Origin of the sequence: Lacrimispora sp. (genome assembly GCF_047605665.1) — a bacterium.
In the GTDB taxonomy this organism is placed as follows: Bacteria; Bacillota; Clostridia; order Lachnospirales; family Lachnospiraceae; genus Lacrimispora.
This window is the reverse complement of the sequence record NZ_JASGFH010000011.1, coordinates 128,695-150,469: the sequence shown is the minus strand read 5'-3', so window position 1 is coordinate 150,469 and position 21,775 is coordinate 128,695. Positions and strand designations below refer to the sequence as shown.

The 21,775-nt window shown below is 45.9% G+C and carries 22 protein-coding genes; all 22 read right to left on the bottom strand.

The window, feature by feature from the left end:
- Positions 1-492: 492 nt before the first annotated feature.
- Positions 493-2,079, bottom strand: coding sequence for a VanW family protein (locus tag QM657_RS11070; protein WP_415066707.1), 1,587 nt, complete (start codon positions 2,077-2,079; stop codon positions 493-495).
- Positions 2,080-2,211: 132 nt separating this feature from the next.
- On the bottom strand, positions 2,212-2,760 hold the full coding sequence (locus tag QM657_RS11065) for a C40 family peptidase (RefSeq protein ID WP_415066706.1): 549 nt from the start codon (positions 2,758-2,760) through the stop codon (positions 2,212-2,214).
- 74 nt (positions 2,761-2,834) lie between these two features.
- Entirely contained in the window at positions 2,835-3,461 is a 627-nt protein-coding gene (locus QM657_RS11060) for a DUF1062 domain-containing protein (protein WP_415066705.1), read from the bottom strand.
- A 102-nt stretch (positions 3,462-3,563) separates the two neighbouring features.
- Positions 3,564-3,869: a CD3324 family protein gene (locus QM657_RS11055; protein ID WP_415066704.1), complete on the bottom strand. Its 306-nt coding sequence runs from the start codon at positions 3,867-3,869 to the stop codon at positions 3,564-3,566.
- A 227-nt stretch (positions 3,870-4,096) separates the two neighbouring features.
- Positions 4,097-4,759 (bottom strand): pentapeptide repeat-containing protein, encoded by a 663-nt coding sequence (locus QM657_RS11050; protein WP_415066703.1) that lies wholly within the window; start codon positions 4,757-4,759, stop codon positions 4,097-4,099.
- A gap of 46 nt (positions 4,760-4,805) precedes the next feature.
- Positions 4,806-5,345 carry a DUF3877 family protein gene (locus QM657_RS11045; protein ID WP_415066702.1) on the bottom strand — a complete coding sequence of 180 codons (540 nt, stop codon included), beginning with the start codon at positions 5,343-5,345 and terminating at the stop codon, positions 4,806-4,808.
- 65 nt (positions 5,346-5,410) lie between these two features.
- A complete protein-coding gene (gene rlmH, locus QM657_RS11040; protein ID WP_415066701.1) occupies positions 5,411-5,890 on the bottom strand; it encodes a 23S rRNA (pseudouridine(1915)-N(3))-methyltransferase RlmH in 480 nt (159 codons plus the stop codon).
- 192 nt (positions 5,891-6,082) lie between these two features.
- Positions 6,083-6,706 (bottom strand): DUF6273 domain-containing protein, encoded by a 624-nt coding sequence (locus QM657_RS11035; protein ID WP_415066700.1) that lies wholly within the window; start codon positions 6,704-6,706, stop codon positions 6,083-6,085.
- A gap of 117 nt (positions 6,707-6,823) precedes the next feature.
- Positions 6,824-7,852 carry an alpha/beta hydrolase gene (locus tag QM657_RS11030; protein ID WP_415066699.1) on the bottom strand — a complete coding sequence of 343 codons (1,029 nt, stop codon included), beginning with the start codon at positions 7,850-7,852 and terminating at the stop codon, positions 6,824-6,826.
- A gap of 29 nt (positions 7,853-7,881) precedes the next feature.
- Positions 7,882-9,738 carry a DUF6320 domain-containing protein gene (locus QM657_RS11025; RefSeq protein WP_415066698.1) on the bottom strand — a complete coding sequence of 619 codons (1,857 nt, stop codon included), beginning with the start codon at positions 9,736-9,738 and terminating at the stop codon, positions 7,882-7,884.
- Positions 9,739-9,764: 26 nt separating this feature from the next.
- Positions 9,765-10,463: a response regulator transcription factor gene (locus tag QM657_RS11020; RefSeq protein WP_415066697.1), complete on the bottom strand. Its 699-nt coding sequence runs from the start codon at positions 10,461-10,463 to the stop codon at positions 9,765-9,767.
- A gap of 21 nt (positions 10,464-10,484) precedes the next feature.
- Positions 10,485-11,123 (bottom strand): helix-hairpin-helix domain-containing protein, encoded by a 639-nt coding sequence (locus QM657_RS11015; RefSeq protein ID WP_415066696.1) that lies wholly within the window; start codon positions 11,121-11,123, stop codon positions 10,485-10,487.
- 102 nt (positions 11,124-11,225) lie between these two features.
- Positions 11,226-11,651: a DMT family transporter gene (locus QM657_RS11010; protein ID WP_415066695.1), complete on the bottom strand. Its 426-nt coding sequence runs from the start codon at positions 11,649-11,651 to the stop codon at positions 11,226-11,228.
- Positions 11,652-11,748: 97 nt separating this feature from the next.
- Positions 11,749-13,011 (bottom strand): glutamate 2,3-aminomutase, encoded by a 1,263-nt coding sequence (gene eam / locus QM657_RS11005; RefSeq protein WP_415066694.1) that lies wholly within the window; start codon positions 13,009-13,011, stop codon positions 11,749-11,751.
- A gap of 191 nt (positions 13,012-13,202) precedes the next feature.
- On the bottom strand, positions 13,203-14,708 hold the full coding sequence (locus QM657_RS11000) for an SPFH domain-containing protein (RefSeq protein WP_415066693.1): 1,506 nt from the start codon (positions 14,706-14,708) through the stop codon (positions 13,203-13,205).
- 317 nt (positions 14,709-15,025) lie between these two features.
- On the bottom strand, positions 15,026-15,865 hold the full coding sequence (locus QM657_RS10995; protein WP_415066692.1) for a bifunctional 5,10-methylenetetrahydrofolate dehydrogenase/5,10-methenyltetrahydrofolate cyclohydrolase: 840 nt from the start codon (positions 15,863-15,865) through the stop codon (positions 15,026-15,028).
- Positions 15,866-15,931: 66 nt separating this feature from the next.
- Entirely contained in the window at positions 15,932-16,561 is a 630-nt protein-coding gene (locus tag QM657_RS10990) for a cyclodeaminase/cyclohydrolase family protein (protein ID WP_415066691.1), read from the bottom strand.
- Between the two features lie 135 nt (positions 16,562-16,696).
- Entirely contained in the window at positions 16,697-17,914 is a 1,218-nt protein-coding gene (locus QM657_RS10985) for an aspartate aminotransferase family protein (RefSeq protein WP_415066690.1), read from the bottom strand.
- On the bottom strand, positions 17,904-18,797 hold the full coding sequence (gene argB / locus QM657_RS10980) for an acetylglutamate kinase (RefSeq protein WP_415066689.1): 894 nt from the start codon (positions 18,795-18,797) through the stop codon (positions 17,904-17,906). Before argB ends, QM657_RS10985 begins: the two co-directional genes overlap by 11 nt.
- 62 nt (positions 18,798-18,859) lie before the next feature.
- Positions 18,860-20,083 carry a bifunctional glutamate N-acetyltransferase/amino-acid acetyltransferase ArgJ gene (gene argJ, locus QM657_RS10975; RefSeq protein WP_415066688.1) on the bottom strand — a complete coding sequence of 408 codons (1,224 nt, stop codon included), beginning with the start codon at positions 20,081-20,083 and terminating at the stop codon, positions 18,860-18,862.
- 17 nt (positions 20,084-20,100) lie between these two features.
- Positions 20,101-20,547 carry a GNAT family N-acetyltransferase gene (locus tag QM657_RS10970; protein ID WP_415066687.1) on the bottom strand — a complete coding sequence of 149 codons (447 nt, stop codon included), beginning with the start codon at positions 20,545-20,547 and terminating at the stop codon, positions 20,101-20,103.
- A 43-nt stretch (positions 20,548-20,590) separates the two neighbouring features.
- Positions 20,591-21,631 carry an N-acetyl-gamma-glutamyl-phosphate reductase gene (gene argC / locus QM657_RS10965; RefSeq protein ID WP_415066686.1) on the bottom strand — a complete coding sequence of 347 codons (1,041 nt, stop codon included), beginning with the start codon at positions 21,629-21,631 and terminating at the stop codon, positions 20,591-20,593.
- Positions 21,632-21,775 lie beyond the last annotated feature (144 nt).

Here is a 21,775-nt window from a genome sequence, read left to right as displayed (position 1 = left end):
TCTTCCAAACTTTTTCATCGGTCATTGATGTGTCTGAAAGAAGTTTTTTGCCGCCGTTTTCAGCGGCGAGTTATATCATAACAAAGGAGGGAGAAAATGTCAACACTTTTTTCACTGTTTTTTTACATGTTTTTTACCTTACTATCTTCTTTCTATTAAAGAGGCTGTATTTCTACATTTAAAGAGCATAACAGACATATAATCTTATAAAGAAAAGGGGAAAAATAAGCGAAGCAGAAATATTTCAGTAGCCGAGTACGACCTTGCCAAGGCCGGAGGCATGCTTTTAAATTCTGTTTTATGCTCTTATTATAAAGAAGTTTTAAGCTTTTCAATAAATACATAGAAGGAGAGGGATCGTCTCTCCTCTCCTTCTCAATGAAATATCTTTATGTACCGGTGGAATTTATCTGTTGAAAACATAACCATAGTATGAATCATTCGCACTCTGCTCACTCTGTTATACCAAAAACGGCGAATAGACACGGAAACTTATGAAACCCCAGGACCTATTTCCGTCGGTTTACTTTCTCCTGCTCCTGCTCCGGGGCCTGCTGCCTGCCCTTCTGTTTCATTGCCGCCTTGCTCTTCTCCGCCTGCTCCCACTGTTTCTTCCGGCAATGGAGTTTCTTCCTGTGAGGAAGATTCGGGAGTTGACGGCAATGTCTCTGTTGGAATTACAACTCCAGAAGTATTCCGTTTCAGGACACCCGGTTTTCCTTTATAGGTGCTGGTATGGAAATAGTCTTCTTTGATCACGGTTCCTGCTTTTGATGTGATCAGATAGGTTTTCCAGGATGTGCCGTTTACAGCCTTGGTTATTTCCACTTCCTGTCCTGGCTGCAAGGTCTGGTCTTCTTCATATTCCGGAGCTGGAGGATCGTAGATTTTTGTCTTTTCTGATCTCATAGACCGGGTCACACCTTCTTCCAGAATCGGCTTTCCGACAATGGATATGGTGATTTTTCTGTTTTCGAAGACAGCACGGATAGCAACAGAGGTATCTTCACGATTGACAAAACGCAGATCAGGACCGCTGTAGCCGTCATAGCTGACCATGGCATCCTCTCCGGGAGTGACATAAGCCGGTTCAAAGCTGTGGGCATGACGCTCGGTGGCATCGATCCCGGCAAAAATCATGGCATTGTAAAGGGTGGAAGAAACCTGGCAGACCCCGCCTCCCGGTTCCTCGACAAATTTTCCGTTCCGGTAAGCTCCGGCTGGTTTATATCCCCTTTCCAGAGTACGGTTTCCCGTAGTCTTATTAAAAGAGAACTCTTCTCCCGGAAGCAGAACCAAACCATCTAAAGCCTGGACAGCCAGATTGATGTTGTTATTTCTGTTCTGATTGTTGGTTGCAGTGGTTTCAAACTGGCTGATGACCTTGTATTCCTGTTTTGCCTGAGCGGATGGGACAGAGGGGGCAACGGAGTTTGCCGAAATCTGAACCACTCCGTCAAACTTTCTCCCCTGGACCAGACTTATAATATCCTGGATTGCTTTTTCCCGGTCTACTGCGATTCCCGGCTCTCCATCAGAGTAAATCCATTGATTATTTTTCTTATCCCGTCCTGTCAATTGGGAATTTATGGGAGGTTTGTCCCAATTGGATGCGGCTTTTTCCACTTGTGTTTTTATCTGTTCCTCCAGATCGTCTAATTCCAGAGTATATGTGCCGCCTTTGGAATCAGAATAAATTTGTTCTAACAAACCGTCTATCTTTTCCTGTAAGGGATATTGCAAAGACTCTGTTTTATCATTGTATAGGAGCTTCATATCCCAGGAATACGCCTGGAGTACCTTTTTTCTGGCCTCCTCTTTTGTCAATCCAGTAATGGAAATATCGTCTACCCATACATCTTCCTCTATTTGTTCCTCTGTTTCTGTTTCTTCAATATCCGGCTCACGGCTTTGGCCCACTGCATTTAAGTCGGTCCCTTTATTATTTTCTTTCCCCCTGGAAATGGAGGACATTAATAAAACGATTAAAATGGCACATAATCCAACCAAAAGCGCTATCCGTATCATAAGAGCAGTTTTTGGTCTTTTTCTGGATCTTCCTCTTCCTGTATCTCTCATAATCAATCCCTCCTTCCGCTTCTATGTAAACGTTTGATTATTGTACAGTCCTTGGAATTATACCAGAAGGTTGTGGAGATTTTATGGATAAACGAAAAAAAGCACCGTCTTTCCGACGATGCTGTGAATTTCTTATTCTTCATTTCCATTTAAAATCCGTCTGACGGAAAGGATCGGCATAAAATCTACCTGGGATATTTTTATCCCATCCTCTGGTCCGCTTGCATGGATCAATTGATTGTCTCCTGCGTAAATGCCAATATGGCCTATGTAAGATATGAGATCGCCCGGCTGCGCATATTCCAGACCGCCTGCATCAACTCCCGCATTTCCCTGATCCTTGGAAACCCTTGGCAGGTTGATTCCGAAGTTCTGGTAAATGCTCATGACAAATCCGGAACAATCAGCGCCTTCCGTAAGGCTGGAACCGCCGTATACATAGGGATTGCCAATAAACTGCCTGGCATAAGCTACTACCTGTTCTCCTAAGACTGTATTGGAGAAATCTGTCTGGGGAGGCTCAGTTTTTATGTCCGCTCCGGGGCCGGAGATGGCGGATTCCTCCATGGGAGGCGCCGGGGCCACAATTGAGATTTCTGTTTCTGCTTTAGCGGAAAATCCGTTTCCAAGTACGATCATCAAGCCTGTAAGTATGGCTGTGATCAGCTTTTTCCTGTGCATTTTCTTTTTTCTCCTGGAGTAATTTATGATCAGGCAAAAACCTGCGGTATATTTTGTATTGGTTCAGTACGTATTCACTTAACTTGAATTATACTGTCGCCGGTTTGGCATGTCAAGACTTCCTTTTTTAGCTGCAAAATCATGCCGTCTTTTACTCTGGTTTTGGGAGACAGCAGATTCCCCTGGTTGAAAACCAGCCCTTTTTCACACCAGGTTTTAATTTTATTTCTGGAAACTCCAAGTTGACGGACCAGTAAGGCATCCACCCTCAAGTCAAAACCGGCAGGAATTTTCACATGGACTTCCATGTGGTATTCCAGGCCGCAGGAAAAAGGGGTATCTCTTTCTTCTATAGAATACTCTGGCCTTTCAGCCGATGTCTCTGCTTTGTTTCCGGCAAACAGAGTACGGTCATTTCCATATTTTTCTGCCAGGGCCGGATCATTGCTTAAAAATCCCTGATACTCCTCTTCATCAAGGCTGCCTGCCTCCGCCCGTTCCCATACCGTCATGTTCCAGGAGGTCTCGCATTTGCTGCACCGGTATATGAGCCATACATCGATGAGCCGCCCATTGGCATTGACCCGGAACTTTTTGCTGTTTTTAAATTCTGTTTTTATTCCGCATTTGGGGCATCTTCTTATGATGGAAGGAAGGTTGGCCGGGGTGATGATCCACTGTTTCTGAACATGTAAGTGCATGGTTGATCTCCGTTCTTTTCTGTCTTTTCAAAATAACGGTATCATCCCTTTGCCTTTCTTCCCACCTCATACTCTTTTATGAAACGAAGAAAAGACAGCACATCAGTGTTCCGGTGTGCTGCCTTTTCTTGCTTTTTTATTTTTCTTTTCCTGAAGTACAATCCTTTGAATGCTTTTTTCTGACAGGTAATACTGTTCTGCCAGAAGCTTTACACATATGCCGGAAATGTAATCCTTATAAATGGATGAGTCTCTGGATTTTCGTTCCTCTCTGGCACCTGTACCTTCACCCCAGGTTCGTTTATTTTCCTGTTTTCTTGGGATGTAGACATATTCTCCATCCACATATTTTTGAATTAATTCCACCAGTTCCTCCGGCAGAATTTCATTTGCCTTCTGATAGCGCATTGCCGCCTCCCAAACATATTTTTCTGTCCGGAATAGCAAAGGCTACACAATTACTTTTCTATTTTCACTGCATAACCTGTGCTATGCGGCTTTTGCGGGTTCCATCATAATATAGTTCGCCTCCTTAACGTAAACCTGTCCGATTTCAATGCTGCTTTTCCCATTGTACCATAGGAAACTTCTGGGAAAAACCTCATTTTTGTTCCAGAATCATTTGCGGCCCGGATTTACTCACTTTTTATGACTATGCCAAGATATTTTGCCAGCTCTGCGGCCTGGTATAAATCTACTACCGCTCCCCTCAATTCATGGCAGTTGTCGGAAAGGACCAGACTGTGTATGGTGCTGTCGGTAAAATCCATTCCTGCCATCGGAGTTTGAAAAAAACTGGCATGTTCTAAATTGACCCGGCTCCACTCCACTGCTTTGCACCGGCACTGGGATAAGGAGCCGCCTTGAAGCTGAGTTTCAAAAAAACGGATGTGCTCAAGCTTTGAGGAATCAAAATTGGCATAATTGAAATTGCAGCTTTCTACCGATGTATGGAGCATGGTGCTTCCGCAGAATTTTGCGCCCATTCCTTTGGAGGAACGGAACAAGGTCCTGTTAAAATAACTGTTTTCAAAACTGCAATTGGAAATATCACAGGACTGGAATATGACATCAGTGAATTCCCCTTTTTCAAAATTACAGTCCTGAAAAATGCAGTTTTCAAATAGAACCGCTGAAAACCGCATGGAGGAAAAGTCCCCTTCTTCTATCCGCAGGTTTCTTATGAGAGCATCCTTAACCGTTTCTTCTTCGTCTTTTCTGTTATATAGTTGAACCTCATCTTCCAGAATCCACTCCATTTCTCCCTGAAGGATGGGGGTAAGAATCTTTCCAGCCATCTTTCTCCTCTTCCCTGTTAAGTATTCCATTCATGAGCGAATAAGGCTATAGTCCCATGTCTCTGGCATCATCGGATAAAAATCTGTGATAGGTGATGTGATTTCCATGGAATTTCACATAATACCGGTAGTTGTCAACAGAAGGGTCTTCAAAAAATATGATATAGTCACATTCCTCGTCTTTGGAAGTTAAGCAGCAGACCCTTCCGTCGGTGTATTTTTGAAATACGTTTAAAATATCTTCTAATGTTGTATGGGGCTTTTCTACAGTTTCAATGAATTCTTTTAAAAATCCATTGTCCTCTATATTTTCCCACACATATTTTACCCCTTGGGGCGGTATCTCAAAGCAGAACCGCTCCCGGCTCTTTAAGATTCTGATATCTCCTAACCGTTCTTTCACATAGTTTTTAAAGCCTTCGATTACCGTCTTGATTTCCTGTTCCGATTCTCCGCTGATACCCAGCAGCTTTGTCAGTGCCTGTTCCGGATAATAAAAACGTATAACCTCTTCTTCATATCCTAATTTTATCTGTACTTCTTTTATAGAGCTGATGAGCATCCGCTCCAAATCTGCATATTCCATGTCGTTCCTCCAGTCGTATTTCCGTTGTGTTCCCGCCATTTCGACCTAGTCCAACTGCTCTGTTCTTATTTATGATAAGGCTCCCCGTAAATAATCCGGTAGCTCCTATATATCTGCTCCAGCAGGATCACCCTCATAAGCTGATGGGGAAAGGTCATGGGAGAAAAGCTCAGTTTATAGTCTGCCCGTTTTAAAACAGCCTCCGAAAGCCCTAAGGAACCTCCAATGACAAATACGATCTGGCTGGTTCCGCCCACTCCCAGGGCATTGATTTTCTCAGACAGCTTGACAGAGTCCAGCATTTCTCCTTCTATGGCGAGGGCTACCACATAAGCGCCCTCCTTGATGGAAGCAAGAAGCCGTTCCCCTTCCTTTTCCTTAATCTGCCGTTCCACAGTTTCGCTGGCATTGTCCGGAGTCTTTTCATCTGCCACCTGGAGGATTTCCAGCTTGCAGTAGCGGCTCAGCCGTTTGCTGTATTCTGCAATGGCATCAGCATAAAATTTTTCCTTGATCTTTCCCACCGCTGCCAGGGTTATCTTCATCGCATTCTTGTATGATATTTATAGATGTTGGATATCATACTCTTCCTTTCCTTTAGATTTGCAGCGATCATGCATTCAGGTGCTGTGGACTTTAGATTGCTTTCTGTCAATTAACCGCTTGAAAGAGTGCATTTCCACTTCTATATCTGAATGATTGATCTGCCGGATATGACGGAATTTTCAATTTTTGTGTTATATTTTGAGCCACAAAGCAGGACGTACACCTCCTGTACATCTGCCGTCACTGAGATTACCTTTCAAAATATGATTACCTTGAATGCCTATATTGCCATCACCATGGATGTATACGGTTTTTACACCGACCCGGCCCGGCGAGCGGAGCCACCACCAGTGAATTTCTCCATTTTCGTCATTAAGCCTTGAAATCCGCTCACTGTTGTTTTCATCTTTTCTTTCAAACCAATATCTTTGATTTTTCCCTTTATGATACAGCTTTGAGCTGCTGTCACCGAAATATTTACACGTGGATTCCTCAACACTTAATAAAAATATGCTGTCAACCGTATCTGCCCCACCGCTTGTGCCATACCATTCATTATCGTTATTTTTATTCAGCACTGGAATGATTCTTAATCTATCAGTTTCGCTGAATTTATTATAAAATTCGCCATTTAAATATCTTCGCAGTGAGCAGTCAGCCCAGGTGATATCCCTGTATGCGTCGTGGTAAGAGCGCTGCTCTATGATGTACTCAGTTATAATTAAAGCTTTATCATCCTGAATGTCCAGTATCCGGCATTCATATTCCCCGAATACCATTTTCTCACCAATCCTCAATTTTTCTGATTTTATCATACTTTTTCCCTTTTTATCTGTGGCAGCAATACGTTCAGATGCTGTAGGTTTTGGATTAATTTAGATTTTTTCAATATTCCTTGAAATTCAGGGCTGACCTTTCATACCTGATCGCATTTATCCGTCCAGCCCTTTTTTCATGGCAGCTATGACCAGTCTGATCATATCCGCCGCCAGTCCTTTATTCTCTGTTTTTATCTTGCGCACTACCTTACCGTCAGGCTTGACGTTGATGTGGTAGATGATCCTTAAAAATTCTTCCACCTCATGCCATGCCTCCCGGCTTTCGGGAATTAAGTCCATAGCCATCTGAAATACGTGAAACATCCCTTCGTATATGGAAAGGCGGCGTTTTACGCCTGCTTTTTTCAATTTTTCCGCCACCCCTAAGGTATCGCTTAAAAGCACCTCATAGCTTCCCGCCTGCATGAGCACTGGAGGGAAATTCTCATATTCTCCGAATAATGGTGACATATAAGGGTCCTTAGGATCGCTCTCTCCGATATAGGAGGAGTTGTAAAGCATATTGTCGGTGGAATTGCCAAACAGGGGGTCTGTCTCATAGTTGGACACATAGCTTTCCCCGCTGTTGGTCAAATCCGTCCAGGGGGACATGGTGATAAAGCCGCTGGGAAGGGCCATTCCGTGATCCTTCAAATAAAGCCCTAAGGCCAAACCTAAGCCGCCTCCTGCCGAATCTCCTGCCACCACAATATGTTCAGGGCTGTATCCCTTTTCTTTTACCAGCCACTCATAAGCGGCCACAGCATCCTCTAACGCCGCAGGATAGGGATTTTCCGGGGCCACCCGGTAATCCGGGGTCAGCACATCTCCGCCATAGCTCATCTTGGAATAGCGGACTGCAAACCTCCGGTAAATGTTTTTCATGGGGCCAATGTACCCGCCTCCGTGAAGCTGTAAGATCACCCGCCCTGTCACCACTCCTACAGGCCGTAAGTATTCCATCTTTAAATGGCCGATTTCTATCATCTCATATTCATATCCCGCCGGGCACACCCAGGCAGGTTCCACCGGATTTTTTCTCAGCTCTCCGGTTTGTATGGGTTGTTTTAATGAAGTTTCCATCACATTCTGCATCATATCCCGCACCAGGTTTCCCCGCACGCTCACCTTTTTTCCTCTCATTTACAAAGCCCTCCTTAAACCGCCGATTTTTACACATGAAACCTGCGCTTTAACTCCGTCTTCACGCTCCGGTCTCCCAGCACAATGGTAACTGCCAGAATCGCCACCGTCACCACCATGGTAACGACAGCCAAAAGCGGCCTGGTAAGCAGGCCGGTTGCCCAGAGAATCAGGGGAATAAAGCTGAATACAGTGATGGCAATCTGATACATAAAATAACTCTGCCAGTTCATCCGGTTCACAAGAATTAAAAATACCACCGCCAGGTCCGCAAAGAGAATGGTTCCCGGAATTCCGTAATTCACGGACCAGCCGCTGTAACCCACGGAATAATCGATCATCACCCAGAGCACGCCTGCTGCCATCGTCTGAACCAGAATCTTACCCGCCAGATTGGAATGGCGGAGTATGGAATACCGGATAGTGAGGACCGCATAAGCCACAAGATCAATGGCAATGACAGACCACAAGGACCCAGGATAAACCAGATAATTGATCAGGCCTAAAACAGCCGCCACCAGAAACATCAGGCCATAGAAAATATTAGCCAGTTTTTTGATCTTCTCCCTGTCATAGCGGATTTGCGGATACATGCCCCTGTCATCCCTCTTATCCGGAATTCCGTTGCTCTCTAACTCTGCCGGGACTCCCTTTTCCTTCAGGAAACCGAAGAAGCGGTCCTGAAGCCTGGTATCCTGAAACACCGAGGAAAAGGTGACAACCACTTCATCCTTACAGGCGCAGACTCCGCATTTCATGGGCTGTCTGCCGGAAACGCCGATCATCATATGAAACCGTTCTATTTCCTCCCGGTACTCCTCATCAATCTCAATGGGACCGATGTTTGACAAGGTCATGGTATAGGATTTGTCATTTCTTAAAAAAATCAGGTTTAAAACACACCATTTTACAAAGAGGGGGGCAATTCTCAAATACCATTTCTTTTCATTGGAAACATTATAGGAAATAGTCTCCTCCATCTTTTCCCTGGTGATTTTTAAATCCATCTGGCTGCTCACGGCATTTAATATCTCTTCAAAGGTATGCTCTTTACCGGTGGATAAGAATTCCACCAAAGTCACGGCAAAAAAATTGGCCATGGTCTCGGAACCGAAAAATGACCTTAAATTAATGGGAATACTGACCCCGATAGGTTTATCAGAAGCCTTTCCCTCCAGATATTCCTGATAGATGGCCCAGATTAAGGCAGCCGCCAGAAATTTGGTGATGCTGACCCCGTAAGCCCTGCTGGCCGCCTTTAATTCCTTTAACGGAATATAGCCGTGAAGGATGTTTTCCTCGTCAAGGGAAAGGCGTGCTCCGGACAGGTTATAGGCCTTGCGGGAGCTGTATTTGCGCTTTACCGTCTTTTTATAATGGCGTACATAGCTGTCCTCCACATTCATGGAAATATCCGAAGGTATTTTCTGGGGGGACTTGCGGCCGGTTCCTGAATTCCGTTTTAAATCCAGATACCGGTAGACCAGGGCCTTTAAAAAATTCACTGCACCGAGGCCGTCGGTCACCGCATGGAATACCTCTAAATTGATCCGTCTGCCAAAATAGCTGACCCGGAATAAAAAAAGCTGGTTGCTGCGGGGATCGATGTATTTGCAGGGGTAGGTAGTCTCCCTTTCGATCACAGGCATCCGCTTGTTGTTTTCAAAGTAATACCAGAAAAATCCTCTCCTCAGTCTCACCAAAAAGCTTTCGAACTGAGGGAGGATCTCCTCCAGGGCCTGCTGCAAGGTTCCCGGATCCACTTCCTCTGTTAACGATGCGGAAATCCGGAACACATTGCTTAAATTCTCATTGGCTATGACCGGAAAAAGTTTTGCCGTATTGTCAAGTTTTCTCCATCTCTCTCCCTGAGGGCTTCGTTTCATCCTGACAGTGCCTCTTTTCCCCGTTTTTATACACGGAAATAATATCCCACGCCCCATTTTGTATGCACATACTTGGGATCGCTGGGACTTGGTTCGATTTTTTCCCGCAGACGCCTTACGTGCACGTCAACGGTGCGGACGTCTCCGGAATCCATGACCTTATTGCCCCATACATAGGTAAGGAGCTGTTCTCTGCTGTAGACCTTGCCCGGATTACAGGTGAGAAGCTCTAAAAGGTCAAATTCCTTTGCCGTCAAATTGATTTCTTTTTCGCCGATAAACACCCGTCTGCTGTCCCGGTCAAGCTTTAAATCTCCTGCAGCCACCACACGGTTTTCTTCCTGGCGGCCTCCCCGGCCCTTCTTGGCATTGCGGCGCATAATGGCCTTGATCCTGGCCTTTACTTCCAGGATGTTAAAGGGTTTTGTAATATAGTCATCGGCTCCGTATTCCAGCCCCAGGATTTTATCCATGTCATTTCCCTTGGCTGTCACCATGATGATCGGCATCTCGGAAAACTCCCGGATGGCCTGGCATACCTCATAGCCGTCATACTTGGGAAGCATCACATCGAGAAGCACCACATCGTATTCCTTCTGCTTTGCCAGATTAATGGCTTCTTCTCCATCGTAGGCGCAATCCACTTCCATTCCGTCCTGCTCTAAGCTGAACTTCATTCCTTTTACAATTAATTTCTCATCATCCACTACTAAAACACTCGCCATTTTGCACCTCTGCCCTTTATGTCAAACCGTTATATCGTCCTTTATTTTTTGAAATGCTGCCTCTTTGATGCCGGATATCTTCATGATATCCTCAATTTTCTGAAATCCTCCGTGGCTCTCCCGGTATCCGATGATATCGGCGGCCTTGGCCTCTCCCACACCCCGCAGGGTCATCAGTTCTTCTTTTGTTGCCGTATTTAAGTTTATCTTTGACTTCTGCCGAAAAGCAGCTCCTGAAACTGCAGAAAAACCGGCTTCTTCCTGGCTCACCACTGTAATTTTCATGCCGTCGTAAATTTTTTCCGCCATGTTTAAGTATTCCGGAGCGGCTTTTTCTGTAAAGCCTCCGGCCATCTCCACAGCCTGAAAAACCCGGCTTCCCTCTTCCAGCTCATAGACGCCGGGAGCTGCTACTTCACCGCAAATATGTACGTAGCAGGCAGGGAGAGTCTCTTCCTCTGACTGGCCGGAAAAGGAATTTCCTTCTGATTCAGGAAAAGTCCCGGCCCCTTCAGTGCCTGATACTTCGGAAAAAACGGCAGCTTCCGTTAAAGGAAGCCCCTTTTCCCTGTTTTTATAATTGCCCTTTAAGCCATAACAGAGGCTTGCGGCCACAACCAGGAAGACAATGACAGCAATTTTTATTTTTTGGTATTTCATGATATCCCTCCTTTTACAAAAAATGACAAAAAAGGATACCATCTTCAGCCTATGTTACTATTCTACCTAAAGAAATAGTGAAACACAAGCACATTTTCCAAATTAATTAAATATAATGATGCCGATGACAGCCACCACCGCGCCGATCAGCTTTTTCCATTCAAATCCCACTTTTTCAACGCCGAACAATCCGAATAATTCCACGGCATAAGCTACGATGATCTGGGAAACTACTATAATTAAAGCAGCCTTGGCAGGTCCTAAAGTTCCCATGCTCTTCACTACCGTATAGGTGATAAAAGCACCCATAATACCTCCCAAAAGCATGTATTTGGGCTGCACCTCAAGAAGGGTGGTTATGTTTTCTCTGCCTGAAAAATACCACAGGACCAGACAGGTCAAAAATGCCGTAAACTGAACCCAGCCGGTGGATACCCACATACTGGTCTGCTTTGTCACACCTGTATTCAAAACTCCCTGGATACTCATAAGCGCTCCCGATATAAGAGCTATAATAAAGCCTGTCATAAAAAACAACCTCCCTGATTCTGATTTTTATTTAGGTTGTGCTTTATTTGCTTTTTTATACTTATGATCTTCCAGGGGAGTATTTTTCCGCAAAATATCAGGAATCCAGAATCTCCCGGATATCCTTTGTCTGATGATCCTCATACCGGACGATTTTGCCTTCCCACGTTCTCAGTTTCACGTAACCCGGCCCTCTGGAAACAATGTAGTTGGGGAATATAGGAGTTTTTCCCTGGCCTTTGGGGGCATTTACAATGAACGTGGGGATGGCCATGCCGGAAGTGTATCCCCGCAGATATTCCATGATTTCAATTCCATCCTCGATGGAGGTGTTGAAATGGCTGGTTCCCTGAACGTGTTTTGCGTGAAATATGTAATACGGCCTTACCCGGCATTTTAACAATTCATGGTTTAAGACCCGCATCACAAATTTATCGTTGTTGATTCCATTTAACAACACCGCCTGATTGCCCAGGACAATGCCGGAATCAGCCAGCTTATCACAGGCCTCCTTTGAGGTCCGGGTAATTTCCATGGGGTGATTAAAATGGGTGTTGATATAAATGGGGTGGTATTTTTTAAGCATGGAACACAGGCTGTCGGTGATGCGCTGAGGCATGGTCACCAGGGTTCTGGTTCCAAGACGGATATAATCCACATGTGGAATTTCTTTTAACTGTCTGATGATCCATTCCAGGTCCTCGTCGGAAAGGCATAAGGCGTCTCCTCCTGTGATCAGGACATCCCTTATTTCTTCATTTTCCCTGACGTAGTCAATGGATTCCAAAAGCAGGTCCTGTGACCGGTGGACATCCTGTTCCCCGATATTTCTCCGTCTCTGGCAATGCCTGCAGTACATGGCGCACTCATTGGTCACATTGATGATCAAACGGTCCGGATACCGCCTCGTGATACAGCCTGCCGGGTTGGTGAATTCCTCTCCCATGGGGTCTAAATCCCTGCAGATATCCTCCAGCTCCTGATGGGTGGGAATGGACAGCAGGCGGATGGGATCATACCTATCCTCAGGATCAGCCAGGCTTAAATAGTATGGAGAAATGGCCCAGCGGAATTTCTTCTCAACACGTTCGATCTGCTTTTTTTCTTTATCACTTAAATTGATGATTTTGCTCAAAGTCTCCGCATCTGTAATGCGGTGATCCAACTGCCACTGGTAATCCTCCCAGTCCTCTTTTGCGGCATTGAGTACCTCTAAAATTCTCTTTTTTCTTTTTAATATTTCTTCTTCCCGTTCCATCCCCCTTGGAATTTCCTCTTTTGCCTCCAGAAAGTCTTCAATCCGCCCCTTTAACTCCTTTGCTCTTTCTATTGATATCTGTCTTTTGGTTTGTTTCTCCATATACCTTCTCCTTTCGATATATCCCCATATTTTTGAACAATAAAGAAACAACTTAATTGTAACAGACAAGTTGTTTCTCAGTCAACCTTTCAAACCGGAATACTGTATTTCCCCAAAAAGAGCAGTCTGAACAAAAAAACAAGCGCATTCAACGTGTGAACCGCTTGTTTTTTCTTCTATATAACAGGGCCTTACTCGCTGTGACCTGTTTTTTCTTCCGGCTTAATGGTGATCTCCGGAACTCCGGTGATGTTGATGTTGCGGTTGACCTTGGCATCATACGTTCCTGCCTTTACGATCTCGCCCAAATCAATGCCCGTGGTTTCCTTCATGGACTCAAAGAGCTTTGCCATGACAGCAGGCACATTTCCCGATACCGCATCCAAGCTTCCGCCCTGGTCTCCGCCTCCGATGATGGTGATTTTGTCGATCTGGGCCAATGGCTCTGCGATCTTTCCTGCCACCTCCGGAAGAACCTTTATGATCATCTCGGCAACTGCCGCATTGTTATACTTCTGATAAGCCTCGGCCTTCTTTTCCATGGCTTCTGCTTCTGCCAGACCCTTGGCCTTGATGGCTTCGGCCTCGGCCTCTCCCACCATCCGGATACCCTGGGCTTCCTGTTCTCTGGTAAACCGTTCCGCTTCTGCTCTGGCTTTCTGGGCTTCGGCTTCCTGGGTCATCTCAAACCGCTTGGCCTCTGCGTTTTTCTGGCGCTCATAGAGCTCGGCTTCTGCCTTCTGCTGTCTGGCAAACTTTTCAGCTTCCGCCTTTTTTCTGATTTCCGCATCAAGGGACTTTTCCATAACCTCTGCCTCTTTCTGCTTGATCAGAACTTCTTTTTCCTGCTTTGCGATATCAGCGTCCGCCGATGTGACCTCAATGGTCCTTCTCTGTTCTTCCTGCTGAATCTGATAAGCTGCATCCGCTTCCGCTTTCTTTACATCAGCCTGCCGCTTTAAATCTGATTTCTGGATATCCAGCTCGTTATTCTTAATGGCAATTTCCCGCTCTGAGTTGATTCTGGCATCGTTGGCCTGTTTGTCGGCAGACGCCTTTGCAATGGCGATTTCCTTATCCGCCTCTGCTTTGGCGATGGCGGCCTTTTTCTTGATCTGGGAAATGTTGTCAATACCCAGGTCGTCGATGACCCCGTTGGCATCGGAAAAATTCTGCACATTAAAGCTTACAATATCCAGTCCCATGGCTGCCAGATCGGGCATGGCGTTTTCCTTTACCAGATCGGCAAACTTCTGGCGGTCACTGACCATCTCCTCCAGCCTCATGCGCCCTACGATCTCACGCATGTTTCCTTCCAGAACTTCTCTTGCCACCCTTCCTATGTACTCTGTATTCTGGTTCAAAAAGTTCTGAGCCGCTAAGTCCAGACGTTTGGGGTCGCTGCTGATCTTTACATTGACGGCCGCATCCACCTGAATGTTGATGTAATCGGCGGTGGGAACCGCATTGGAGGTTCTGACCTCAATGGGAATCAGCTTTAAACTCAATTTATCAATTCTCTCCAAAAAAGGAATCTTAATGCTGGCCTTTCCGATCACGGTCTTTCTGCGAAGACCGGAAATAATAAATGCCATGTCTGGCGGGGCCTTTATGTATCCTGTTATGAAAATCAGAATCACAAGGGCGGCCAGTGCAATCACCAGAATGATGGTGAATAATCCTGTACCAAAGCTCATACTGAACACTCCTTTCTGTCCTTCCAAATCCTATTCTTTTCATCGGTAAAATATAACCGGCTGTATGGCAGGAATATAAAATGGATTCCTGTCATGGGATAGACAGCTCTGACAGCAGCCTCTCCCAAGCTATATTATGAAAACATGTTTTCATAATCGGATGAACGGTGCCAAAAACGGCACCTTTTATGAGAAGTTAAAAAACAACTTCCCATAAGCTGTATTATAACAAAAAAAGGTATTATTTTCAATTCAGCAATACTTACGGTTTCCTTAAAGAATTGTCTGAATATTTTAATAATACCTTTTTGCATCTATTACTGTCTGGCCAGGGCAGCCAGCGCCAGATGTCTGGCCAGGACTGCGGTGGTCACTGCGCCCACACCTCCCGGAACAGGCGTTGCCATGGAGGCAGTTCCTTCCAGAGAGTCAAAGTCCACATCGCCGCACAGCTTTCCGTCTTCATCCACATTAATTCCCACATCGATCACCACGGCGCCGTCTCCCACGTAAGAAGCGTCAATCATCCTGGCACGTCCGGCTGCGGCAACCAGGATTTCCGCATGTTTGCAGGTTTCCTTTAAATTCTCCGTCCTGGTATGGCAGATGGTGACAGTGGCATTTTCCTTTAACATCAGCATGGATAAGGGACGCCCCACTACCATGCTTCTGCCCACAACGGACACGCGCTTTCCCGGCAGAGCAATGGCGTTGGCCTTTAAAACCTCAATGACAGCCTCTGCCGTACAGGGGGCAAAGCCTGTGTCATCGCCTGCAAATACCTTTGCAATATTTTCAGGAGATATGCCGTCTAAGTCCTTGCCCGGATCGATCATGTGCTCGATATCTTTTTCATTGATCTGCTTTGGCAGGGGACGCAGCAAAAGGATGCCGTCAATCTCTTTATTTAGGTTGATCGCTTCAAACTCTTTTTTAAATTCTCCGTCGGTGATATCCTCCGGAAAGGCAAAACTTTCGGCCTGGAGCCCAAAGCTTTCCATCTTTTTTAAGGCTCCCCGCTCGTAAGATAAATCATCGGGGCGCTCTCCCACTCTCACAATGGCAAGCTTTGGTATCCTGCCATGGAGTCCGGTTAAGAGCCCCTCTACCTCTTCTTTGATCTTTGCAGACACTGCCGCACCTTTTAATGCTATCATGATTGCTATGCCTCCTTTTCCCTTGTCCTTCATTCCTGCGTTTGGCGGATGCCAAAGGGTATGTGACTATTTCTTTAATGCAGCTTCCACTGCTGCGTAAATGGCATCAGCCTGGCGGGTTCCTTCCTGAGCCAGCTTTTCAGCCTGCTCATTGAGGGAAACGGCTTTTTCCCGGTTTTTCATGAGCCCTGTATTAATGGAAACATTCATCTTGGCTCCCAGCAGGGCGGAGCGGATGAACTGGACTCCCACTCCAACGTCACTGACAGCCAGACGGCTTCCTTTTTCCGCCAGAATCTCCATAAGCCCCAGGGCTTCTACGGCACGTTCCATGACAGAAACCGGGACTAAGGAGGCTTTCAGCAGATTCTCTTCCAAAACAGCTTCCTTATGCTTTTTCTCCTCTTCTGTTGCAGAAGGAAGGCCGTAGGCAGCGGCCAGGGGGGCAAATACGATTCCGTCTTCGTCTGCAAGCCGGATAAACTCTGTTTTTAAAACCTCCAGCTTTTCCAGAACGGACTGCATTTCCTCTTCCACGTCAGCATATTTTTTCTTGCCAAGGGTCAGATTGACCACCATTTGCCCTAAAGCAGCGCCTACGGCGCCTCCAAGGCCTGCCGCTCCGCCGCCTCCCGGAGTGGGGCTTTTTGAGGATAACTCTTTTAAAAATGTATAAACAGTAAGGTCTTGTGTCATGGCTTGTCTCCCTTTCCAGTTCCATATTTACCTTTCATTATATAAGGCTTTATGAAAAAAAACAAGGTGATTCCAACAATACGAAGAAAGCCGGAGTTATGAAGATTCCATAAACTCCGGCTTAAATATCATCTTTTATGACTGCTGATCCAGCACCGCTTTCAGCCTTTTGATCATCTCATCCACATCTTTTTTACCGATCACAAGAGGGGGGACAAAACGGATCACATTGGTTCCCGCACTGATCAATACCAGCTTCTCCTCCAGCAATGCCTGACTCACAATAGAAGAAACAGGAATTGAAAATTCCAGGCCCTGAATCAGCCCGATTCCCCTTTGCCCGGTTACCATCTGATGCTGGCCGGTCAATTCGGCAAGCTTCTCTCCCAGATAATCTCCCATTTCCTTTACATGGTCCGTAAGGTTTCTCTTTTCAAAAATATCCAGCACCTTGGAAGCGGCTGCCGTCACAAAGGGATTGCCTCCGTAAGTGGTTCCGTGGTCTCCCGGTCCCATAGCTGTCGCCGCCTTTCCTGATGCCAGAAATGCGCCTACGGGAACTCCGTTTCCAAGTGCCTTTGCCACAGTCATCACATCCGGCTTTACGCCGTATTTCTGCCAGGCAAACATGGTTCCGGTCCGGCCCATTCCGCACTGAATCTCATCAAGAATCAGCAATATATCGTGTTCGTCGCAGAGGGCTTTCACTCCCTTTAAAAATTCTTCCGTCGCCGGATAAATGCCGCCTTCTCCCTGGACCGTTTCCATAATGATGGCACACGTTTTGGAAGTTATGAGAGCCTTTACGCTGTCTAAATCGTTAAAATCAGCAAACTTAATTCCCGGTAATAAAGGCTTAAAGGGCTCCTGGTAATGGTCGTTTCCGGTTACGGAAAGAGCACCTAAGCTTCTGCCGTGAAAGGAGTGGTTCATGGCAATGATCTCATGGTCATGGATTTTGCCCGCCAGGGGGGCCTCACTCTTATTATAGGCATACTTCTTGGCGATTTTTAAAGCTCCTTCTATGGCCTCTGTTCCGCTGTTGGTAAAGAACACCCGGTCCATGTCCGATGCTTTTAACAGCTTTTCTCCTGCCTCAATGGCGGGTTCATTGTAAAATAAATTAGAGGTGTGGAGAAGCTTATCCACCTGAGTTTTTAATGCTTCGTTAAACTCGGAATCATTGTATCCCAGGCCCATGACCGCAATTCCAGCTCCAAAATCCAGGTATTCCTGGCCCTCTGTATCGTATAAGTACACTCCCTCTCCATGGTCAAAAACCACTGGAAAGCGGTTATATGTTTTATAAAATTCTGCTTCGGCTCTGTCGATCAGCACCTGCTTATTCCCCATGATAATAACGCTCCTCTCCGCTTACGATGGCGGTTCCGATTCCCTTGTTGGTAAATATCTCTAAAAGAAGGCAGTGAGGAATCCTTCCGTCTAAAATATGTACTCTGGACACGCCCTTTTCCATGGCATCGATACAGTTATTAAGCTTTGGAAGCATCCCGCCGCCTAAGTTTCCGCTGTTTACAAATTCCTGGGCTTCCTCTACGGACATTTCAGAAATCAAGGATTCCTTATCTTTAAAATCCCGGTATACGCCCTCCACGTCAGTTAAGAAAGCCAGTTTTTCCGCCTGTACAGCAGTGGCAATGGCACAGGCCGCATCGTCTGCATTGATATTGTACGTCTGGAATTCATCGTCAAAGCCTGTAGGACAGATGATGGGGAGAAAATCTTTTTCCAGAAGGTCATAGATGAGCTTGGGGTCCACCTCTGTAATTTCTCCCACATAGCCGATGTCCTCTCCGCCTGAATAGCGCTTCTTGCATTTTAACATCATGCCATCCTTGCCGCTGATTCCAACTGCTTTGATTCCCAGCTCATTGACCAGTTGAACCAGACTTTTATTGACCCGGTTTAATACCATTTCAGCAATTTCCATGGTGGCTTCGTCCGTTACACGGAGTCCGTTGATGAACTGGGGCTCCATACCCGATTTTTCCACCCACTTGCTGATTTCTTTTCCGCCGCCGTGAACGATGATAGGCTTAAAACCTACCAGCTTTAACAGTACAACGTCCTGAATGACGTGTTTTTTCAGTTCTTCATCTACCATGGCGCTTCCGCCGTATTTTACTACAATGATCTTGCGGTTGAAACGCTGAATGTAAGGAAGGGCCTCAATCAGCACCTCCGCTTTTTCCATAATGCTGTGATCCAGTTCCATATCTGTTCCCCTTTCTTCCATTAGACAGTCTCAAATCTGACACTCCGGTTTTTTATCTGATCTTAAGAGCGGTAATCTGCGTTTATTTTTACGTAGTCAAAAGTCAAGTCGCAGCCCCAGGCTGTAGCGGAGGCATCTCCCATCTTGATGTCAGCAGTGGCTGTCACCTCCGGCTCTGACAGGATTTTGGTGGCCTCTTCTTCGCTGTAGTCGAGGGCGACACCGTTTTCAATGATTTTCAGCTTTCCTGCTGCGCTTTCAAAATATAAATCCACCTTTTCCGGATCAAACATGGCACCGGAATAGCCCATGGCGCAGAGGATTCGTCCCCAGTTGGCATCGTGACCGAAAATGGCAGCCTTGGTCAGGCTGGAGGTGATGACGGATTTTGACAGGGTCACTGCCTGCTCCTTTGTTTCAGCTCCTATGATCTTCACTTCAAACAGGGCGGTACAGCCTTCTCCGTCTCCTGCCATCTTTTTGGCAAGAGTTTCATTGATGAAATTCAAGGCTTTGCAAAAAGCCTGATAGTCTTCATTTTTTTCTGTGATCTCTTCATTTCCCGCCATCCCGTTTGCAAGAAGGAGGACTGTGTCATTGGTGGAGGTATCTCCATCCACGGAAATCATGTTGTAGGTATCCTTAATATCTTCTCTTAAAGCTTCTGTTAAAAGCTCCTTGGAAATGGCTGCGTCTGTGGTGACAAAGCTTAACATGGTGCACATATCGGGGTGAATCATGCCGGAGCCCTTGCACATGCCGCCTATGGTAACGGTCTTTCCTCCAGCTTCAAACTGAACCGCCGCTTCCTTTTTCACCGTATCCGTAGTCATGATGGCTGTGGCAGCGGCTGTTCCGCTTTCCTCACTGCTATCAAGATCAGGAGCCATGGCAGCCACTCCTGCTGCGATCCGGTCCATGGGAAGCTGTCTGCCGATGACTCCTGTCGAAGCCACCAAAACGGAATTGACAGGGATGGAAAGACATTCTGCTGCCTTTTCTGCGGTCTCTTTACAGTAGGCCAACCCCTCTTCTCCTGTACAGGCATTGGCAACACCTGCATTGACCACTACTGCCTGGGCGTAAGGAGAGTTTGTTACGATGTCCTTATCCCATTTTACCGGGGCAGCCTTGACAACGTTGGCGGTAAAGGTTCCTGCTGCCTTAGCCGGCACCTCGCTGTAAATCATGGCCATGTCTTTCCGGTCTTTATATTTAATTCCTGCTGCTGTGGAGGCGGCCTTAAATCCCTTTGCCGCCGTTACTCCGCCGCTGATCTCTTTCATATGAATGCTCCTCCCGCTCACTGAACGAATTTTATGGTATTTTCTTCTGTTAAATCAAAGTTGTAATAGTTTAAGTCTTCCCGGAAGGTCCAGCCTGCCTTTTTCCAGAACTCATTTCCCACTGCATTGAATTTAAAGGCAACGAGACTGACCTTGCTGATTCCTTCCTCTTTCAGCCGTTTCATGGCTTCCAGAGCCATGTGATGCCCGACTCCCTGCTTGCGGCATTGCTCCGCCACACAGACGTGGTAGAAAAAAGCTCTCCTCCCGTCATGGCCGCTTAAAATGGTTCCGACGATTTTCCCCTCATCCTCTGCCACGACGCTGAGGCCGGGGTTTCTCTTTATAAACTTTTCTATAGATTCTCTGGAGTCCTCCAGAGAGTAGATTCCAAATCCTTTGATTGATGACCAGAGTCCATAAACCTGATCATAGTCCTCTGATTCCATGGCACGAATAATCATAATAACCAGCCGGACCTCCTTTTCTAAAATTTATCAATATCATCTACGGAAACATGGGAATCAGCTTCAAGCCCTTGTTTTCCGGAAGCCCGAACAGGATGTTCATATTCTGGACCGCCTGACCGGCAGCGCCTTTTACCAGATTGTCCATGGCTCCCATCATAACGATCCGGTTGGTTCTTGGATCGATTTTAAAGTTCACATCCACAAAATTGCTGCCCTCCACCCACTTGGTCTGAGGAACCGCATCTTTTTCCAGCACACGGACAAAGTATTCATTTTTATAATATTTGTCATAGACTGCCTTTACTTCTTCATAGGAAGCCGGTTTTGCAAGGGTTGCGTAGGCTGTAATTAAAATTCCACGGTTCATGGGAACGAGATGGGGGGTAAAGCTTATGGTGACCGGCTTTCCTGCCGCATAGGAGAGTTGTTCCTCAATCTCCGGCGTGTGTCTGTGAACTCCCACCCCGTACGCTTTGATGTTTTCATTGACCTCGCAGTAAAGGGAGTCCAGTTTAGCTCCTCTTCCAGCTCCGGAGGTGCCGGACTTGGCATCAATAATAATGGAGGATGGATCAATCAGCCCTTCTTTTACCAGAGGATAAATGGATAAAAAGGAACAGGTAGGGTAACAGCCCGGATTGGCAATGAGCCTGGCATTTTTAATTTCTTCCCTGTTGATTTCCGGCAGCCCGTAAACGGCTTCTTTTATAAACTGGGGTGTTTTGTGCTCTATTTTATACCACTCTTCATAAATATCCACATCCTTGATCCGGTAATCTGCGCTTAAGTCAATGATCTTCGTCTTTGACAAAATGTCTTCCTTCATTAAAGAAGCTAAAAAGCCCTGGGGCGTTGCCGTAAAGATCACATCCACTTTTTCTGCCAAAGCTTCTATATTATCATCCAGACAGGAGTCGTCCACGATCTCAAACATGTTTTGGTAAATAGAAGCGTATTTTTGATCGATATAGCTTTTAGAGCCATACCATAGAATATCCACATCATCTCTCTGGAGCAAAAGTCTTGTAAGTTCACCGCCTGCGTATCCGGTGGAGCCGATTATTCCCGCCTTTATCATGATCATCTCTCCTATCTTTATAGATCCTGTAATTTTTAATTTCTATTTTTTTAACATTTCATAATTATACAACTCAACTGTATATTATGCAAGTAATTTTTATATTTTTTATTTTACGCTTGCATTTTAACCACTTTTGGTGTA

Coding starts and splice junctions, on each gene's coding strand:
- QM657_RS11070 (WP_415066707.1), bottom strand. CDS start 2,079: ATGAGAGATACAGGAAGAGGAAGATCCAGAAAAAGACCAAAAACTGCT.
- QM657_RS11065 (WP_415066706.1), bottom strand. CDS start 2,760: ATGCACAGGAAAAAGCTGATCACAGCCATACTTACAGGCTTGATGATC.
- QM657_RS11060 (WP_415066705.1), bottom strand. CDS start 3,461: ATGCACTTACATGTTCAGAAACAGTGGATCATCACCCCGGCCAACCTT.
- QM657_RS11055 (WP_415066704.1), bottom strand. CDS start 3,869: ATGCGCTATCAGAAGGCAAATGAAATTCTGCCGGAGGAACTGGTGGAA.
- QM657_RS11050 (WP_415066703.1), bottom strand. CDS start 4,759: ATGGCTGGAAAGATTCTTACCCCCATCCTTCAGGGAGAAATGGAGTGG.
- QM657_RS11045 (WP_415066702.1), bottom strand. CDS start 5,345: ATGGAATATGCAGATTTGGAGCGGATGCTCATCAGCTCTATAAAAGAA.
- rlmH (WP_415066701.1), bottom strand. CDS start 5,890: ATGAAGATAACCCTGGCAGCGGTGGGAAAGATCAAGGAAAAATTTTAT.
- QM657_RS11035 (WP_415066700.1), bottom strand. CDS start 6,706: ATGATAAAATCAGAAAAATTGAGGATTGGTGAGAAAATGGTATTCGGG.
- QM657_RS11030 (WP_415066699.1), bottom strand. CDS start 7,852: ATGAGAGGAAAAAAGGTGAGCGTGCGGGGAAACCTGGTGCGGGATATG.
- QM657_RS11025 (WP_415066698.1), bottom strand. CDS start 9,738: ATGAAACGAAGCCCTCAGGGAGAGAGATGGAGAAAACTTGACAATACG.
- QM657_RS11020 (WP_415066697.1), bottom strand. CDS start 10,463: ATGGCGAGTGTTTTAGTAGTGGATGATGAGAAATTAATTGTAAAAGGA.
- QM657_RS11015 (WP_415066696.1), bottom strand. CDS start 11,123: ATGAAATACCAAAAAATAAAAATTGCTGTCATTGTCTTCCTGGTTGTG.
- QM657_RS11010 (WP_415066695.1), bottom strand. CDS start 11,651: ATGACAGGCTTTATTATAGCTCTTATATCGGGAGCGCTTATGAGTATC.
- eam (WP_415066694.1), bottom strand. CDS start 13,011: ATGGAGAAACAAACCAAAAGACAGATATCAATAGAAAGAGCAAAGGAG.
- QM657_RS11000 (WP_415066693.1), bottom strand. CDS start 14,708: ATGAGCTTTGGTACAGGATTATTCACCATCATTCTGGTGATTGCACTG.
- QM657_RS10995 (WP_415066692.1), bottom strand. CDS start 15,865: ATGATAGCATTAAAAGGTGCGGCAGTGTCTGCAAAGATCAAAGAAGAG.
- QM657_RS10990 (WP_415066691.1), bottom strand. CDS start 16,561: ATGACACAAGACCTTACTGTTTATACATTTTTAAAAGAGTTATCCTCA.
- QM657_RS10985 (WP_415066690.1), bottom strand. CDS start 17,914: ATGGGGAATAAGCAGGTGCTGATCGACAGAGCCGAAGCAGAATTTTAT.
- argB (WP_415066689.1), bottom strand. CDS start 18,797: ATGGAACTGGATCACAGCATTATGGAAAAAGCGGAGGTGCTGATTGAG.
- argJ (WP_415066688.1), bottom strand. CDS start 20,083: ATGAAAGAGATCAGCGGCGGAGTAACGGCGGCAAAGGGATTTAAGGCC.
- QM657_RS10970 (WP_415066687.1), bottom strand. CDS start 20,547: ATGATTATTCGTGCCATGGAATCAGAGGACTATGATCAGGTTTATGGA.
- argC (WP_415066686.1), bottom strand. CDS start 21,631: ATGATAAAGGCGGGAATAATCGGCTCCACCGGATACGCAGGCGGTGAA.